Annotated in this window: 18 protein-coding genes; 9 read left to right on the plus strand and 9 right to left on the minus strand. The window is 63.4% G+C overall.

What is annotated here, in order from left to right; all coding sequences use genetic code 11:
• Positions 1-40: 40 nt before the first annotated feature.
• Positions 41-496, minus strand: a complete 456-nt coding sequence (gene queF / locus Q0718_RS02270) for a preQ(1) synthase (RefSeq protein ID WP_298912829.1) — start codon at positions 494-496, stop codon at positions 41-43.
• Positions 497-636: 140 nt separating this feature from the next.
• Here queF and Q0718_RS02275 point away from each other — a divergent pair, with 140 nt between their 5' ends.
• The 3 genes from Q0718_RS02275 (at position 637) to Q0718_RS02285 (ending at position 2,398) form a co-directional block, all read left to right on the plus strand.
• Positions 637-804 (plus strand): hypothetical protein, encoded by a 168-nt coding sequence (locus tag Q0718_RS02275; protein ID WP_298912831.1) that lies wholly within the window; start codon positions 637-639, stop codon positions 802-804.
• Between the two features lie 85 nt (positions 805-889).
• Positions 890-1,843 (plus strand): RNA polymerase sigma factor RpoH, encoded by a 954-nt coding sequence (gene rpoH / locus Q0718_RS02280; RefSeq protein WP_298912833.1) that lies wholly within the window; start codon positions 890-892, stop codon positions 1,841-1,843.
• 96 nt (positions 1,844-1,939) lie between these two features.
• The gene (locus Q0718_RS02285) at positions 1,940-2,398 is read left to right on the plus strand and encodes a hemerythrin domain-containing protein (RefSeq protein ID WP_298912835.1); all 459 of its coding nucleotides are present in this window, start codon (positions 1,940-1,942) and stop codon (positions 2,396-2,398) included.
• An 86-nt stretch (positions 2,399-2,484) separates the two neighbouring features.
• On the opposite strand, the gene gor is transcribed toward Q0718_RS02285, so the two are convergent.
• From gor to glmU, 3 genes are read right to left on the minus strand one after another with little or no spacing between them, the layout of a single operon-like run.
• Entirely contained in the window at positions 2,485-3,867 is a 1,383-nt protein-coding gene (gene gor / locus Q0718_RS02290) for a glutathione-disulfide reductase (RefSeq protein ID WP_298912837.1), read from the minus strand.
• Entirely contained in the window at positions 3,868-4,575 is a 708-nt protein-coding gene (gene rpiA, locus Q0718_RS02295; RefSeq protein WP_298912839.1) for a ribose-5-phosphate isomerase RpiA, read from the minus strand.
• Complete coding sequence (gene glmU / locus Q0718_RS02300; RefSeq protein WP_298912841.1) at positions 4,572-5,930, minus strand: bifunctional UDP-N-acetylglucosamine diphosphorylase/glucosamine-1-phosphate N-acetyltransferase GlmU; 1,359 nt, start codon at positions 5,928-5,930, stop codon at positions 4,572-4,574. Before glmU ends, rpiA begins: the two co-directional genes overlap by 4 nt.
• A gap of 29 nt (positions 5,931-5,959) precedes the next feature.
• Between glmU and Q0718_RS02305 the strand changes: the two genes are divergently transcribed.
• Complete coding sequence (locus Q0718_RS02305; RefSeq protein WP_298912843.1) at positions 5,960-6,694, plus strand: HAD-IA family hydrolase; 735 nt, start codon at positions 5,960-5,962, stop codon at positions 6,692-6,694.
• Positions 6,695-6,705: 11 nt separating this feature from the next.
• Here the strand turns inward: Q0718_RS02305 and Q0718_RS02310 are convergent, their stop codons facing one another.
• The gene (locus Q0718_RS02310; RefSeq protein WP_298912845.1) at positions 6,706-6,906 is read right to left on the minus strand and encodes a phosphoglycolate phosphatase; all 201 of its coding nucleotides are present in this window, start codon (positions 6,904-6,906) and stop codon (positions 6,706-6,708) included.
• Between the two features lie 274 nt (positions 6,907-7,180).
• Between Q0718_RS02310 and Q0718_RS02315 the strand changes: the two genes are divergently transcribed.
• Positions 7,181-7,708, plus strand: coding sequence for a helix-turn-helix transcriptional regulator (locus Q0718_RS02315; protein WP_298912847.1), 528 nt, complete (start codon positions 7,181-7,183; stop codon positions 7,706-7,708).
• Here Q0718_RS02315 and Q0718_RS02320 read toward each other — a convergent pair.
• Entirely contained in the window at positions 7,655-8,974 is a 1,320-nt protein-coding gene (locus Q0718_RS02320) for a flavohemoglobin expression-modulating QEGLA motif protein (RefSeq protein ID WP_298912849.1), read from the minus strand. The genes Q0718_RS02315 and Q0718_RS02320 overlap by 54 nt on opposite strands.
• Positions 8,975-9,079: 105 nt before the next feature.
• On the opposite strand from Q0718_RS02320, the gene Q0718_RS02325 reads away from it, so the two are divergent.
• Together Q0718_RS02325 and Q0718_RS02330 are read left to right on the plus strand one after the other, a co-directional pair.
• Positions 9,080-10,669, plus strand: a complete 1,590-nt coding sequence (locus tag Q0718_RS02325) for a peptide chain release factor 3 (RefSeq protein WP_298912852.1) — start codon at positions 9,080-9,082, stop codon at positions 10,667-10,669.
• A 60-nt stretch (positions 10,670-10,729) separates the two neighbouring features.
• Complete coding sequence (locus Q0718_RS02330; RefSeq protein ID WP_298912855.1) at positions 10,730-11,047, plus strand: hypothetical protein; 318 nt, start codon at positions 10,730-10,732, stop codon at positions 11,045-11,047.
• On the opposite strand, the gene Q0718_RS02335 is transcribed toward Q0718_RS02330, so the two are convergent.
• Both Q0718_RS02335 and tpiA read right to left on the minus strand, forming a co-directional pair.
• A complete protein-coding gene (locus Q0718_RS02335; protein WP_298912858.1) occupies positions 11,044-11,769 on the minus strand; it encodes a PAN domain-containing protein in 726 nt (241 codons plus the stop codon). The genes Q0718_RS02330 and Q0718_RS02335 overlap by 4 nt on opposite strands.
• A 54-nt stretch (positions 11,770-11,823) precedes the next feature.
• On the minus strand, positions 11,824-12,534 hold the full coding sequence (gene tpiA / locus Q0718_RS02340) for a triose-phosphate isomerase (RefSeq protein WP_298912861.1): 711 nt from the start codon (positions 12,532-12,534) through the stop codon (positions 11,824-11,826).
• 76 nt (positions 12,535-12,610) lie between these two features.
• Between tpiA and Q0718_RS02345 the strand changes: the two genes are divergently transcribed.
• Both Q0718_RS02345 and trpE read left to right on the plus strand, forming a co-directional pair.
• Positions 12,611-14,551: a peptidylprolyl isomerase gene (locus Q0718_RS02345; protein WP_298912864.1), complete on the plus strand. Its 1,941-nt coding sequence runs from the start codon at positions 12,611-12,613 to the stop codon at positions 14,549-14,551.
• Between the two features lie 14 nt (positions 14,552-14,565).
• The gene (gene trpE / locus Q0718_RS02350) at positions 14,566-16,032 is read left to right on the plus strand and encodes an anthranilate synthase component I (protein ID WP_298912867.1); all 1,467 of its coding nucleotides are present in this window, start codon (positions 14,566-14,568) and stop codon (positions 16,030-16,032) included.
• 118 nt (positions 16,033-16,150) lie between these two features.
• On the opposite strand, the gene Q0718_RS02355 is transcribed toward trpE, so the two are convergent.
• Positions 16,151-17,158 carry a phytoene/squalene synthase family protein gene (locus Q0718_RS02355; RefSeq protein WP_298912870.1) on the minus strand — a complete coding sequence of 336 codons (1,008 nt, stop codon included), beginning with the start codon at positions 17,156-17,158 and terminating at the stop codon, positions 16,151-16,153.

The raw sequence follows: 17,158 nt of genomic DNA on the forward strand, positions 1-17,158 counted from the left end.
TTGAGGATTGGAACCCACAATTCCGCCCGCCCGGCCTGCGTCAGCCCCGGCCGCGATAGGGCGGCACACCCTGATCCGGCACCCAGAGACCGTCCGGTGTCTTGCCGTATTGGTAGAAGACGTCGATGGGTATGCCGCCGCGCGGATACCAATACCCGCCGATGCGCAGCCAGCGCGGTTCGATCTCCTTGACCAGCCGTTGTCCGATGCCGGTCGTGCAGGCTTCGTGAAAATCGCCGTGATTGCGATAGCTTCCGAGGAACAGCTTGAACGCCTTGCTTTCGACGATCCATCGGTCGGGACAGTAGTCGACGACCAGATGCGCGAAGTCGGGCTGTCCCGTGACGGGGCAGATCGAAGTGAACTCCGGCGCGACCAGACGCACCATGTAGGGGTCGTCGCAAGGATTGGCGACGCGTTCCAGCACGGCGTCGTCGGGCGAGGCCGGGAGCGCGCCTGACGCGCCGAGTTGGTCGAGCTTATCGTATCGGGACATGAAACGCGCTTTAGGCGCACGCGTCCAAAGCGTCCACCTCACAAGATCACCGACTGGGCCTGCGACAAAAGAAACGAACGAATCTCGCAACCTGCGCCGACTCCCTCGCGTTGAGTCGCTATACCGAACAGGAGACCCTCATGACGGACAAGACGAAAGAAAACGGCGGCGGCTACGGTTATGTCGGCAAGGATGCGCCGGTTGCAGACGGTTCGGTCGCCCGGATGGCCGGCAAATCGACCGACGGCTCGCCCCGCCCGGCCATCCACAACAGCCAGTCGCAGATCGCCCACGACGAAGAAGAATAGCCGATCACGCGATTGCGTCTTTCACGCGAGCACCCGCGCCGATAAAGCGGCGCCCCACCCCACCCGACTCCGGCAGGAGATATTCATGGCCGAAACCAAGACGCTCCCGGCAAAGCGCAACAAGACCGCGGCGAAGAAGTCCGGAAATACGGGCAGCCTGTCCGTTTCGCTCTCGCCCGAACAGGGTCTGAACCGCTACCTCCAGGAAATCCGCAAATTTCCGATGCTGGAGAAGAACGAAGAGTTCATGCTGGCCAAAAGCTGGGCCGACAAGGGCGATACGGAAGCGGCCGAAAGGATGGTCACGTCCCACCTGCGCCTCGTCGCCAAGATCGCCATGGGCTATCGCGGCTACGGTCTGCCGATCGGCGAAGTCATCTCCGAAGGCAATGTCGGTTTGATGCAGGCGGTCAAGAAGTTTGATCCCGACAAAGGCTTCCGCCTGTCCACCTACGCCATGTGGTGGATCCGGGCCGCGATCCAGGAATACGTTCTGCGGTCCTGGTCGCTCGTCAAGATGGGCACGACCGCCGCGCAGAAGAAACTTTTCTTCAATCTCAGACGGTTGAAAGGGGAAATGAAAGCGATCGAAGACGGCGACCTCACGCCTGAAAACGTCAAGACCATCGCGACCAAGCTTGGCGTCAAGGAAGAGGAAGTCACCTCCATGAACCGGCGCATGCTGAGCGGCGGCGATGCGTCGCTCAACGTGCAGATCGGCGCCGAAGACGGCTCCACGCAATGGCAGGACTGGTTGCAGGACGACAGCGACAGCCAGGAAGCCATTCTGGCCGACGATCAGGAACACGACGCCCGGATGGATCTGTTGCGGGACGCCATGGCGGATCTGAACGATCGGGAGCGCGACATCTTCATGAAGCGACGCCTTTCGGAATCGCCTTTGACCCTCGAGCAGCTGGCCAAGGTTTACGGCGTGTCGCGCGAACGCATCCGCCAGATCGAGGCGCGCGCTTTCGAGAAGATCCAGAAGGCGACCGTCGCGGCCGCCGACAAGGCGGGCCTGATCGAAGCCGAGTGATCCTGCCCCGACCTGATTGGGCGGAACGGAGTCCTTGCGTGAGTCGTTGCTTCGGCAACGCCCCCGAAAACACGCTCTGAATACAAGGACTCACATATGGACATCTACGAACGTCTCGAACAGGACCACGACAAACAGCGAACGCTGATCGACCGCATCAAGCAGTCGGAGCCCGGCTCGGAAACTCGCGCCCAGCTCTGGACCGACTTGAAGATCGAGTTGGAAGCCCATGCATCCGCCGAGGAACAGGCCTTCTATTCCAAGCTGATGGCCGAACCGGAAGGCACGGACGATACGCGCCATGCCATCGAAGAACATCAGCAAATGCACGAGATGACCGCCAAGCTCGACGCGATGGACCAATCCGCCGATGTCTGGGACACGCTGTTCGGCAAGCTCGCCCACAAGGTCGTCCATCATGTCGACGAGGAGGAAGAGGAGTTCTTTCCGGACGCCAAGGAAACCTTGTCGGACAGTCAGGAAGAAGAAGCGCTCAGGATGTTCAACAAGCGCAAGGCGGCCGAAGTCGACAAGCAGGAAGAACTCGCCGACTGACGCTCGATTCGAATATCGAACTCTGAAACATCAAATTCCGGAACATCAAATCCTGGAATATCTGACGCGGCCGCGGGCCGCGTTTTTCATGTCACGACGGTCGTCTTGTTGATCTCTCGCGGCTTCAACGTGACGATTTCCTCGGCGATCGTCGGGTGGACGGCACATGTCGCATCAAAATCGGCTTTCGTCAGTTTCGCCTTGATCGCGATGCCGACCATCTGGATCATCTCCGCGCTATCGTCGCCGACCAGATGGACGCCGATAACGGTTTCTTCCTCGCCCTTCGTCACGACCTTCATGAAGCAGCGATGCTCGTTTCCGGCCAGAATGTTCTTCATCGGCCGGAACTGCGTCGTGTAGACGGTGACGGCGTCGCCATATTTGCGGCGCGCATCCCCTTCCGACATGCCGCACACGCCGACCGGCGGTCGGGTGAAGACGGCGGATGCGATATCGTCGTGATCGAACGCCACCGGGTTGTCCTTGAACACGGTTTCCACGAAGGCCGCGCCTTCGCGGATCGCGACGGGTGTCAGATTGACCCGGTTGGTGACATCGCCAACGGCGTAGATGTTGGGCTGGCTGGTCCGCGAATAGGCGTCTACCTGGACGGCGCCGTTCGGATCGACCTTCACGCCTGCCGCTTCGACGCCGAGCGTATCCGTCTTGGGCCGGCGCCCCGTCGCCATCAGCACGCAATCCGTCCCGATCTTGGAACCGTCGTCGAATGACACGATCAGGCCGCCCTCCGTCCTGCGGATTTCCGTCGGGCTGATGTTGAACCGCAGGTCGATCCCGTTGCGCAGCTGCAAGTGGCCGACTTCGTCGCGGACTTCCGCGTCGAACCCGTTGAGCAGCCGCCCCCCACGGTAGGCTTGGATCACGTCCGTGCCCAAGCCGGCGAAGACGCCCGCGAATTCGCAGGCGATGTAGCCGCCGCCAATGATCAGCATCCGTTTGGGTTGCTCCGGCAAATGGAAGATGTCGTCCGAGACGATCGTGTGTTGGATTCCTTTGAGGTCCGGTGCCCAGGGCGACCCGCCCACGGCGATCAGGATTGTCTCGGCCGTGACCGTTTTACCGCTCTCGACCAGTCGGAGCGTGTGCGCATCGACGAATTCAGCGCGTTCGCGGAACAGATCGGCGCCGTTCTTCTCCAGAATGGTCGAATAGATGCCTGACAGGCGGTTCACCTCCTTCTGGATCGAATCGCGCAAGACCGACCATTCGAAGGTGGCTGCGTCCACCGACCAGCCATAGCCTTCGGCGTCCCGGATCGCGTCGCCGAAATCGGCGCCGTAGACGAGGAATTTCTTGGGGACGCAGCCCCGCACGACGCAGGTGCCGCCGGGCAAGCTTTCCTCGGCCACACCGACTCGCTTGCCCAGCTGCGCGGCAAGCCGCCCGGCCCGCACGCCGCCCGATCCCGCTCCGATGACGAAGAGGTCGTAGTCGTAATCGCTCATTCAGCTGTCCCGCTTGATTTCTAGCACCTTGGCATGATCGACTTCGCCGACCACGATCACATCCGCGAGATCGACGAAGAGTCCGGATTCCATGACGCCGGGTATGCGCGCCAGAGCGTCGGCCGTCTTGGCCGGATCCGGAATCTCCTGGCATTGGCAATCGAGAATGTAGTTGCCGCCGTCCGTGACCAAAGGCCCCTCGCCTGCGCCCTTCTGCCGCAAGGTCGTCAGACCGTCCCGGCATCCCGACGCGAGCAACGCGTCATAGACCTGCCGCGCCGTGACGCCGAGGCAGAACGGATCGACCTCGACCGGCAGCTGGAACGCGCCGAGCGTATGGACGAGCTTGCGATCGTCCACGATCACGATCATCTTTGCGGACGCCTGCGCGACGATCTTCTCGCGCAGCAGGCAGGCCCCGCCGCCCTTGATGAGATGAAACGCTTCGTCCACCTCGTCGGCGCCGTCTACGGTGACGTCGATGTGTTCGACCCGGTCCGGGTCCAGCAGCGGAATACCGGCTTCCAGTGCGACCTGGCGGGTTCGTTCCGAGGTCTGCACGCCGGAGACTTTCAGGCCGCCCGCAATCCTGTCGCCCAGCTTTTCCAGGAAGATCTCAGCCGTGCTGCCGGAGCCCAGCCCCAGCACCATGCCGTCCGAGACGAAATCCAGCGCCGCGAGTGCGGCATTCTCCTTGGCGACCTTCATGACTGCCCCTTGCGCTTCGTCATGGCTGCGCGGAACCGGGCCGCCCAGCCGTCCTTGTTCGCCTGGTCCGCTCTGGCGATCGCCATGGCATCGTTCGGCACATCCCGCGTGACCACCGTGCCCGACGCAGTGAACGCCCCGTCGCCGATCGTCACGGGGGCTACCAACGATGTGTGCGTTCCGATGAACGCGCCGTCGCCGATGACCGTCTTGTGCTTGAAGAAGCCGTCATAATTGCAAGTGACGGTTCCGGCGCCGATATTGCTGCCTTCGCCGATCTCGGCATCGCCGATATAGGTCAAGTGCGACGCCTTGGACCCGCGTCCAAGCGTGCTTTTCTTCACTTCCACGAAATTGCCGATGAAACTGTCCGGTCCGAGCTGCGTGCCCGGTCGGAGGCGAGCGAACGGACCGACCGACGCGCCCTCCCCGACGACCGCCCCTTCGACATGCGAGAACGGATGGATGGTGGCGTGCGAGCGCACCGTCACGCCCGGGCCGAAGACGACGTTTTCGCCGATCACGGCGTCGCGTTCGATGACCGTGTCATAACTGAAATACACGCTGTCAGGATCGCGCATCGTCACCCCGTCGTCGAGGGCCATGGCCCGCATGTGGCTCTGGAAGGCCTGATGGGCGGCGGCCAGGTCGGCGCGCGAATTCACGCCCAGCATCTCGCCTTCGTCGCCGCGCACAACGCTGGCGCGTTTGCCGTCCCGCCTCAGGATCTCGATAATGTCCGTCAGGTAGTATTCGCCTTTGGCGTTGTCGTTCGTCACCTGGTCGAGCGCGGCAAACATGTCGCCGGACCGAGCGGCGATGACGCCGCTATTGCAAAGGGTCACGGCCAGTTCTTCAGGTCCGGCCTCTTTCGCCTCCACGATCTTTTCCAGAGCGCCGCTGCGTTCGATCAGCCGACCGTATTGAGCGGGCTCTTCGGCTTCGAAACCCAGCACGGCGACATCCGAGACACTCAACGACTCATAAACCGATGTCAGCGTCCGCGTCGTGATGAGGGGCGTGTCGGCGAACAGCACTGCGACGTCGCCGTCGAAGTCACCGATCGCATCGCGAGCGCTGTTCACGGCATGACCCGTGCCCAGTTGCGGCTCCTGCACGGCGATCTGCAGGCCGAGGGTCTCGGCAGCCTCGCGCACATCGGCGTTCTGTTCACCGACCACGCATATGATGCGGTCGCATCCTGCCTCACGGGCGCAAGCGCAGACCCAATCCAGCAGGCGCCGCCCGGCCAGATCGTGCAATACTTTCGACGTAGCGGACTTCATCCGCGTGCTTTTCCCGGCAGCGAGAATGATGGCGGCACGCGGTCTGGACGGGCGATCGGACATTGTCATGGCGGCGCACTTAACCGATAGCGCGCGGAATGACACGCCGCGAAACAGGAAATTCCACGTCGTCTCTGCCTACGCCTCTGGCAGGGCTGTCCATCTGTTTCGATCTGGACGGAACACTGGTCGATACGGCGCCGGACCTGGTGCGCGTCACCAACGAGGTCATCGCCCTGGAAGGCTTGCCGGCCACGAATTACGGCCTCGCCCGGGCGGCAGTCAGCTTGGGATCGCGGCGTCTGATCACCGATGCACTCGATCGTGCGGGACATGGCGTGGACACCGCGCGCCTGGACGTGCTGCAACGCGAATTCCTGTCGCGCTACGCCGAAGACATTGCGCGTCTGTCACGGCCCTATCCCGGCGTATGCGCGACGCTGGACGAGCTGGACCGGATGGGCGCGCGATTAAGCGTCTGCACCAACAAACCCGGCTGGCTGGCGCGGCCGCTGCTCGATGCGCTCGGCATGACGGCGCGGTTCGACCGCATCGTGGGCGGCGACGAAGTTCCGGCGTCCAAACCCGATCCCTCGCATATTTTCACGTCCGCCGGACACAGGCGGGCCGAGCGTATCGTGATGGTCGGCGATAGCTGGCCGGACATGGAAGGGGCGCGGCGCGCACGCTGCCACGGCGTGCTCGTGACCTATGGCTACAGCTACCGACCCCAGATACGATTAAGGGCCGATACGCGGCTGCGGAATTTCCGCGACCTCGCACCAGCCCTTATCATGCTGTTCAACCGGCACAGGAATGCCGGATCGTACTGACGAACGGCGGCCTAGCCGAAGTCCTGCTTGTTGCGGCTCGGAACCCCGTTGACCATGTTGGACCGGACGTCCGTGCGCGCGGAGCGCATGGAGGCCAGGAATCCACCTTGGACGAGATTGATCTTCACGTCGTGACCGCGTTCGGCCCAGTAGGCCTCGATCTGCTGCTTCAAACGCTCTGCGCCTTCGCGCGTGCAATAATCACCTTTCATGGCGTTGTTTCCTTCGTAATGGTGTAGATGACGTCGCACCCGCGAGAGCGCGTCATGTTCGTGTGGCATTTCCCGTAGACACAGTTAAGAAATCGATCTTTATGGCACAACGCCCGTCATTCGGATTTCTTATGTATTGTTGGTAATACTTATCACAATTATTGAGGTTCAGCCCCCATTCATTTTATGCATTTCCGCAATGCTGGTATGCATTTGATAAAAGCAACAGGCTTTGTCACATCGACCCCGTCACCCCGTAAATATAAGTTAAGTTATGAGTCTGGCCAAACGCCTCAAGGACACGCGCAAGAAACACGGTCTGTCCCAAAGCGAGCTCGCCAAACAGGTCGAAGTCTCGCAGCCCTCCATCGCCAATTGGGAGCGTGGTGGCCACACGCCGCGCCGCGATGCGCTGGACCGGATCGCCAAGGCGCTGGACACGGACCCGACTTGGCTATTGTCCGGAGAAATGCCGGCGTCACGCAATCCTGCGCACCAGCATCTGGCCAAACCGATCCATCACATCGCGGTTTATGACTGGCCGAGCGGTCCGACCGATCCACGCCAGGGCCAACCTGTACGCTATCTGGCCGTGGCGGGCGACACGACAGACCTGTTCGCACTCAACGCCGTGCCGGAAACAGGCTTTCCGGAAGGCTCGTTTCTAATCTTCTCGGCGACGGAACGACGCCTGCCGGGCCAGTTCCTTGCGAAAACGAGAACGGGCTGCGACCTGTCCGAACGCACCCTATTCGGCGATGATATCCTCGCCCGTCTCGTCTATTCGGTCGTGCCGCACTAGCGACCACACGTCCGGAACTTCCTTCAGCTCTTCCTGGTAGTATTCCTGGAAGCCCGGCATCTCGACCCGGTTCAGGAACCCCGAATAGGCCATGTAGCTGACCAGGAAGCGCAGATCGTTGACCCAAGGCGGCATGAATTTCGGGCTTTCGATCATGCCGTCCACGGCCATCTGCGACAGGGCCGGGACGTCTTCGATGTCGAGCTTGCCGACGAACAACATCCGGATCAGGTCGGACCGCCCCATCTTGACCACCGTGCGCATGAAATTGTGCACGCGCAGCAAACCGTTCAGATAGACCATGTCCTTGGTGAACGGCGCGCCGCCCGCGATCACCCCGCCGCGGAAAACCCGCCGAGCATTTTCGTAGGACTGGTCCGGACTGTCGGTGCGCTCCAGGAAGAAGTCGAACACGTCTTTGAAGTCCGCCCCGTCCACCGCCATCTGGATGCCCAGCACCCGGCCCGACAGGCGGCGGAAGCGGCGCGGATCCATCGATCCCGTGACGAGTTCGGCGAAGACGGCCAGCCCCTCCTGCACTTCGGTCGTGCCCGGATGGCTCCAGCCCAGAATGGGAAACTTCTTCTGCGAGCGTCCGTTCAACGCGGTCGCCGTATGCACGAGCGCTTCGTGATGCAGCAATTGCTCCACATCCCGCGCCGTGAAACTCGCCCCCTGCCGGATCCTGATTCGCTTGGACGTCGCCGCGGCCTTGGCGGACACGGTCGGGCTGATGATGACATTGGGCGCATCGGTCTCGAAGTGACGGTCCAGTTTCTTGCGCAAGGCCCGCGCGAACTGGGTGTCGGTCAGATGTTTCTCCGTGCCTTCCACCACCAGCCGGTCGAAATCGAGACCTTCCAGCGACGAATCCATGTGCTTGGCCAGGTCCAGCACCATGGTCTTGCGGTCCAGCATCAGGCGCGTGGGCTGTCCGTAAAGCGCCGTGGAGTGGGAGAAGAATTCCGGCGTGCCGCGCGTCTCGATCATGTTGACCGTGCTCATCATCGAGTCGCTCAAGCGGCACAGCCAGCCGGACATGAGGTCGTCGCCCGCATCGATCAGCGCCCTGGCGTCCTTGACATGTTCGCGCGCCTTGTCGGTCGGCATCGCCTCATAGGTCGGGTCGGGCAGCTTGCCGCGCTTCAGGAAAGCCGTCTTCATGGCCGGGTTCCAGGCGACGGAGCGCAGCACCCGCATCGACTTGGCCGCTTTGTAGAGATGTTTCCCGGCCTTGACGGCCGATGTGTATCGGGACTTGCTCATCCGCTCTCGTCGCAACTCGCCTGCGGCGTGTCAAAGCGCTTCGCACGAATTTGGGCCGCACAGGACGCTTTACGTCGTGCGGCGGCGGCGCTACCCGCCGCCCTCATGTCCAAGGCCCTGCAAACCGAACCGCTCAAGCGGCGCGTCTTCGCGATCATCTCGCACCCGGATGCGGGCAAGACGACGCTGACGGAAAACATGCTGCTCGCCTCCGGCGCGATCCACCAGGCCGGGCGCGTGGCTGCGCGCGGCGAAGCGCGCCGCACGCAGTCCGACTGGATGAAGATCGAGCAGGAACGCGGCATCTCGGTCAGCTCGTCCGTCATGACGTTCGAACACAAGGGCCTGACCTTCAACCTGCTCGACACGCCCGGCCACGAGGACTTTTCCGAGGACACCTACCGCACGCTGACCGCCGCCGATTGCGCCGTCATGGTGCTCGACGTGGCCAAGGGGATCGAGCCGCAGACGCTCAAACTGTTCGAGGTCTGCCGCCTGCGCGACATTCCCATCGTGACCTTCATTAACAAGCTCGACCGCGAAGGCGTGGATCCGTTCGAGCTGATCGCCGAGATCGAGAACAAGCTGGCGCTGGATGTCGTGCCGATGCAATGGCCCGCCGCGTCGGGCCGCCGCTTCAAGGGCGTCGCCGATCTGCGCACGAACCGTTTCCTGGCTTTTGCCAAACCCGACAGCGGCGAAGACCATGCCTGGACGCAGATGGATGGAAACTCCATCGGCGCGACCTTCGATGATGACGCCTTGCTGGAAGAATTCCAGATGGAAGCCGAGCTGGCCCGCGAATACCCCGATTTCAGCGAACAATCTTTCCGCGAAGGCCACATGACGCCGGTCTATTTCGGCAGCGCCTTGCGCAAATTCGGCGTGCTGGAACTGATCGACGCGCTGGCCGAGCTTGCCCCGCCGCCACAGCCCGAACCCGCGCTCAAGGCGGGGCAGTCCGTGGAGATGTCGCCGACGGACAGGGAGGTTTCGGGTTTCGTTTTCAAGGTTCAGGCCAATATGGATCTGAACCACCGCGACCGGGTCGCCTTCTACCGAATGGTCTCCGGCGAGTTCAAACGCGGCATGAAGCTGAAATCCGCCGATGGCCGCAGCCTGAACGTCCACAACCCCGTCATGTTTTTCGCCCAGGACCGCGAACTGGCCGAGGAAGCCTATGCGGGTGATGTGATCGGCATTCCGAACCACGGCGTGCTGCGGGTCGGCGACAGCCTGTCGGAATCCGGAAAGATCAAGTTTGCGGGCATACCCAATTTCGCGCCGGAAATCCTTCGCCGCGCCCGGCTGGAGGATCCGCTCAAGGCCAAGCACCTTCGCAAAGCGTTGGAATCACTCGCAGAAGAAGGCGTGACGCAGCTGTTCAAGCCGGCGCTCGGCGCGGACATGATCGTCGGGGCGGTCGGGAGCCTGCAGATCGACGTGATGCGCGAACGGATCAAGACCGAATACGGGCTCGGCGTGCAATTCGAGGTGCCGCCCTACCAGACGGCGCGCTGGGTCGCTTCCGACGATCCGGACAAGCTGAAGGACTTCGTGGACAGGAATACCGCCACCATGGCCGAGGACATTGACGGCGATCCCGTCCTGCTTGCGAAATCGGCATGGGACATCGGCTACGCTCAGGAAAAGAACCCGGAATTGCGCTTCCTGACGACCAAGGAGCGCCGCTGACCGCGATTTTGGCAAAGGACTTGCATGACGGTAACGATACGTTAACCGGATATCACGCCGATGCTTCTACCGTCCCTGATCATGTTCGCCATTACGGTCGTTGTCGCGACGACTTGCCTCGTTCCGGCCGCGTTCAAGCCGTCGTCCAGCTTGGTCGGTTTCTATTGGTCCGGCTTCTGGCTTTTCCTTGCCTTGATCGCTGCGCTGGCGGGCGGAGAACAGGCTCTGATGCTGTCGGGTCAGGACGTTCCGGCTCTGGCCGCCCGATTGCAAGTCTCCGCCATACTCTGTTTCATGCTGTTCGTGATGTTCGGATGGGCCCGCCTGTCGGGAGCCGCCCTCTGGCACGGCGTGCGGCGCGTCGCTGCCCGGTCCTAGCGCGGCTGAACCTCGGACAGTTCCGACTGCATGACCGGCTGGCTCGGACGGGCGTAGCCTTGCACGCTTCTGGATCCGCCAATATCCTCTTGCGGGCGTCCATGGAGATTGAGTGACGCACTCGACTGCCATGTCACCGGCGCGCTGGCGGGCTTGCGCGGCATAGGCTGTCCGGTAGGCGGCGCAACTCCGCGCCGTGGATTAGAGACGGCCCGTCCGGGACTGTGCAACCCGGATCCGGCGGCAAACGCGTCGAGTTGCGGCCTGAGACCGGGGTGGGGCGACAAGGATCGTGCAGACAAAGGCGCAGGCACGGCTTCGCGGCGAACGACCCGCCCGCCTTGATGGACAGGTCGAGTTTCTGGGTTCGATGTCACCGCCGTGCCGACCCGGATCGTATTCGTTCCCCCGGATGTGACGTTTACGGAAAAAGGCGGGGCAGACACGCTCACCCCGCTTATCGACACATCGCTGGCGATCGGCGCTCCGATCTCGGCTTGAAGATCGCATACGCCATTCGCGGTCGGTGAAGGTTTGACGTAGTTCCAGCCTCGGCAACGCGCATCGCCGTCGCACTGGCTGGCACAGACATCCGCGCCGGGCACGATTACCGCATGGTAGGGCGTGCCGGGACGGTAGGTGCCCGGGTCGGCGGCCAAAGTCTGGCTCAGAGCCGGAGCCGCGATCAGAACGGCGGACAGAGAGAATAAGGACAAGCGCATGGCGGTCTCGCGATTCGGTCGCACCCAACCTGTCCGATCGTGGTTAGCGCGGCGTTAATCCGCTTTGGCTGCGTGAACGATCTGCGCGAAGCTCTCCATCTCCAGGCTCGCGCCGCCAACCAAAGCCCCGCCGACTTCCGGCACGCCCAGCAACAGGGCCGCATTGTCCGGCTTGACCGATCCACCATAGAGGATGCGCGGCCCCACCCCGACATGGCGGCGGATGGCGGCGTGCATCTCCGCCACGTCGCGGGCCGTTGCCGTGCGCCCCGTACCGATCGCCCAGACGGGTTCATAGGCGATGTCGTAGTCACCCTGCTGCGGCAGGCTGCCTGAGAGTTGCGCTTCGACGACCGGGATCGCGGTCCCGGCCTCGCGCTCGGCCAGGCTTTCCCCGACACAGACGAGAGGCCGCAGCCCGGACCCAACCGCACGTTCGGCTTTGGCCTTGACGCGGTCGTCCGTCTCGCCGCCGGTGCGCCGTTCCGAATGGCCGAGAATGACGTAGCGCGCACCGAGCGCGGCCAGCAATGCGGCCTCCGTCTCGCCTGTATGCGCCCCGGCTTCATGCTCGGAACAATCCTGCGCGCCGATGGCGATCCCGCTTCCTTGCGCCGCCCTGGCCATCGCTCCGACGAGCGGATGCGGTGGGCAGATCAGCCGCTCGCAGACCGCCTCCCCGGTCAGCGCGGCAAGTTCGCCGACCTTGTCCACCCAATCGAGTCGACCGTTCATTTTCCAGTTCGCGGCGATCAGCTGTGGCATGCGCCCGGTTTGGCGGCTCGCGCGACTGAACGCAACCGCTTGCGAGGCGGCGCGGGTCTGCTACAGGCGCGACGTTATGGCTGACGACATTTACGACCGCCCCAAGGGCCTGTTTTCCCGCATCCGCACCGTCCTGGTCGGCGTCCTGGTCGGGATGCTCGTCCTGGCCTTCGCGGTCTGGGGCATCGAGGACGTGTTCTCGCCCAACAGCAGCAACGCCGTCGTCAAGGTCGGCGACGCCGAAGTGGGCCGTGAGGCCTTTCTGGACCGGTTCAACGAGGAAATGCGCCGCATCTCCGACGAAGCGGGCGAAGGCATGACGCCGCAGCAAGCCTATGACCGCGGTATTCCGCAACAGCTGGTCGGTGAATTCACGCAACGGCTTGCCATCGAGGCGGACGCCGAAGCGCTCGGCATCGGCGTGAACAATCGCGACATCGTTCGCTACGCCGAGAACATCGACGCCTTCCGCAACAGCATCACGCAGCAATTCGACCGGACGCAGCTGCAACGCATCCTGGCGTCCAACCGCATGACGGAAGCGGACTTCGAACGCGACGCGCGCACCGTGCTGGTCCAGCGCCAGACGATCCCAGCCGTGATGGGCGGCATCCTGGCGCCTGGCGACTATGCGCAGCGCTATAACCGCTTCGTCAACGAAACGCGGCGCGCGCGCCTGGTTCGGTTCGATGCCAGCGCGTTGGAGACGTTGCCGGAGCCCACGGAGGACGAGCTGCGCTCGTTCATCGCCGCCAACCAGTCGCGTTTCATCGCTCCTGAATATCGCCGCTTCCTGATGATCCGCATCGAACCGTTCGATCTTGAACGCGATATCGAAGTGACGGACGACCAACTGCGCGAACGGTTCGAAACGCTGATCGGCGCAGGCGAAATCGGAGCCGTGGAAACGCGCGATGTCAGCATCATCGCCGTTCCGACGCAGGCCATCGCCGATAACGCCGCCGCCCGCCTGAGCGCGGGCGAAGCGTTGGACGCCGTCGTCGCGAGCCTCGACCTGCCTGCGCCCGACACGTTCGATGCCGTGAAGGAAGACGGTCTGATCAACCCCGCCAGCTCGACCGCCGCCTTCGAGGCCGAAGCCGGTACGGCGCGCGTCGCGCCCACGGGCTTCGGATCGTTCGAAGTCGTCTATGTGCGCAATATCAATCCAGCCGACGAACCGGACTTCGACTCCATGCGCGACGAGCTGACGGCGGACGTGCTGCAAGGCGAAGCCCTGCGCACGATCAACGACTACGAACGCGTGATCGACGACCGGCTACTGGAAGGGGCGACCCTGGAAGAGATCGCCGAAGCACTCGACGTTCCCCTGTCCTCCTACCCCTATCTGGACCGCAGCGGCACCACGCCCGACGGCATCGCCATGACAGGCTTTTCCGCCATACCGGGCATCGCGTCCGACGACCGGCTGCTGCAGGCGGTCTTCACCGGCGACATCGGATTCGAGTCCGACATCGTGCCGTCCGCCAATGGCGGGTTGGCCGTTTTCCGCGTTACCGACACCATCCCCAGCGCGCCGGAGCCGTTCGAGGAATCGCGCGGCGAAGCGGTGCGGCTCTGGAAGTCCGAACAGCTGAGCGACGCCTTGACCGCGCGCGGCGTTGAACTGGCCGCACGCCTGCGCGCCGGCGAGAGCATCGAAGTCGTCGCCGGGGAACTCGGCGCCGAAGTCGAGAACATCGCCGTCCAGCGATCTTCGCCCCTCAACACGGTCTCGCCTGCCGTGCTCATCGGATTGCTTGACGGCGAAGTCGGCGCGGTGGCGCGCGGCCCCGGCCAGACGCCCGGCACCTACGAGATCGCAATCCTCGACACTGTATCCTCGGCCGGGGAACGGGTCGGCGGACAGATGCTCGACATCATCCGCGGTCAGGTCTCCGAACAGATCGCACTGGATGTCAGCCAGGCTTATCAGGACGCCATTCTGGCGGATGCGGAGCACGTCGTCTTCGAAGACCAGTTGCGCGCGGTTCTGAACCTCGACGCCGAAGGCTGAGCCCGGCTCACGCCGTGACGCCCGCTCTCACCCCGTCCCGCACGGCCTTCCGGCCGTCCGACCGGCCGCAGATCGTCTATGCGCGCGTCGTCAACGACATCGACACGCCCGTCTCCGCCTTCATGAAAGCGGCGCTCGGCAAGCCCTATGCCTTCCTGTTCGAGTCCGTCCAGGGCGGCGAACAGCGGGGGCGGTTTTCCTTCTTCGGCTTCGACCCGGACCTGATCTGGCGTAGCTATGGCGACAAGGCGGCGTTATCGCGCGACGGCAATGCCTATGCGGTCATGTCGGGCGAGCCACTCGATGCGTTGCGCGCCTTGATCGCGGAGTGCGAGTTCGAGTTGCCGGACGATCTTCCGCCCATGACGGCGGGCCTGTTCGGCTATCTCGGCTACGACATGATCCGCCATGTCGAAGTCCTGGCCCAGCCCAATCCCGATCCGATCGGCACGCCGGACGCGATCATGGTGCGGCCGCGCACCGTCTGCATCTTCGACCAGGTCAAGCAGGAGATCATCGTCGCCGCGCTCGTCCCGCCGGGCGGCGATTACGGTAGCGCCGTCAAGCGGATCGAAGCCACCATTGCCGATCTGGACGGCCCGACGCCGCCCTCGCCTTCTTCGGTCGTGCAGGTGCCGGAAATCACGCCAACCCTTGGCACGGACCTCCTGACTTTCGGCGGGCGGGTGAAAGCCGCGCGGGACTACATTCTGGCGGGCGACGTTTTCCAGGTCGTGATCGGCCAGCGCCTCTCCGCGCCCATGGTGGCCAGCCCGTTCGCGCTCTACCGGGCCCTTCGGCGCATGAATCCGTCGCCCTTCCTTTATTTTCTCGATTTCGACGATCATCAGATCGTGGGCAGCAGTCCGGAAATCCTCGTCCGATTGCGCGACGGCACGGTTACGATCCGGCCCATCGCCGGCACCCGTCCGCGTGGCAAGACAGTGTCGGAAGACCTTGAAAACGAACGCAGCCTTCTATCCGACCCGAAGGAGCGGGCAGAACATCTCATGCTGCTCGATTTGGGCCGGAACGATGTCGGGCGCGTCGCCGGGGCCGGAACGGTGCGCGTGACGGAACGCTTCATCGTCGAACGCTACAGCCACGTCATGCACATCGTCTCGAACGTCGAAGGTGACATCCGTGACGGGCTGGATTGCATCGATGCGCTGATGGCTGGCTTCCCGGCCGGAACGGTCTCCGGCGCGCCCAAGGTCCGCGCCATGGAGATCATCGACGAGCTGGAAGACGAAAAGCGCGGCATCTATGCCGGCGCTGTCGGCTATGTCAGCGCCAATGGCGACATGGACACGGCCATCGCGCTGCGTACCGGAATCGTCAAGGACGGCACGCTCCACGTGCGGGCCGGAGCCGGCATCGTGATGGATTCGACGCCGGACTATGAATGGGCGGAAACCCGGCACAAGGCCGCCGCCCTTTTCAGAGCGGCAGAACAAAGCGTGCGGTTCGACCGGAATTAGGGCGTTGCGCTGAGCGCAGTCCCAGTCACTTTCCTATACCGCTCTTTCGTCTTCGTCTCTGCCACGTCCGTGCATCTCCATCCCCGCAATTCATGCCGGGGACGTGAAAGCTGGACTTCTAAAGGGGCCGGGCGTAGAAGCCGTCGCGCGGCGCATCTTTCGCCCTCGCTCGCACCATGGCCGGGCCGCCCGCCATCATTGCCAGAGCTAGTTTCCGGCCCGTTCCCGCGCCCACCCGGTCTTGCCAAGCCTCCGGGCCGCCCCGTCGCAGCACTTCGCCGATCTCGCGGTAGACTTTCAGCGCCGCCGTGATCGCCCAAGCGCAGCGGAACGGCAGATGTCGGATGCCGGTCCGCGCCGAGGCGTAATAGCCTTCGGCGACGTCCAGTAATTCGACGGCCGCCTCATGCGCGGCGCGCCAGTTCTGCGGTTGCATCAGCAGATCCGGTTCGACAGGCGCGCCATGCTTGAGCAGCAGCTCCTGCGGCACGAAAACGCGCCCGGCTCTTGCGTCGTCGATCACGTCGCGGGCGATGTTGGTCAATTGGAAGGCCAGCCCCAGATCGCTGGCCCGGTCGAGCGTGGGGTCGTCGCGCACACCCATGATCATCGCCATCATCACCCCGACCACGCCCGCCACGTGATAGGAATAGTCCAGAATGTCATCGGTCGTGCGGTAGGTTCGCTCGGCGGCGTCCATTTCGAAGCCTCTGAGAAGCTCAAATGCATGGCGATGCGGGACGGCGTTGCGTTCGAAGACGACGGCCATCCCCCTAAATATCCCATCCACCCGCTCATCTCGACCCATGTCGGGGTCCAGCTTCGATGCCACTGCTTGGGCGTCGATCTGGGCCCCGGCCCTCGTCGGGGCGGGCGGGACAATGAGAGCGTTGCGGGTTCTTTCCAGGAGAATACCCAACCGCTCCCCCTGCCCGTCGCGATAGTCGGCGATCTGGCCGTGTCCCATCTCCTGACCGTCGATCACATCGTCGCAATAGCGGCACCAGGCATAGAGCATGGAGGCGTCGTCGCGAATACGCGGCGGCAGGACCTTTGAAGCGAGCGCGAAGCTCTTGCTGCCCGCTTCGATGGATTCCCGCCCTTGCTGCGCGAGAGCGTCGGTCAT

Source organism: uncultured Algimonas sp. (assembly GCF_947498175.1).
Classification (GTDB): Bacteria; Pseudomonadota; Alphaproteobacteria; order Caulobacterales; family Maricaulaceae; genus Litorimonas.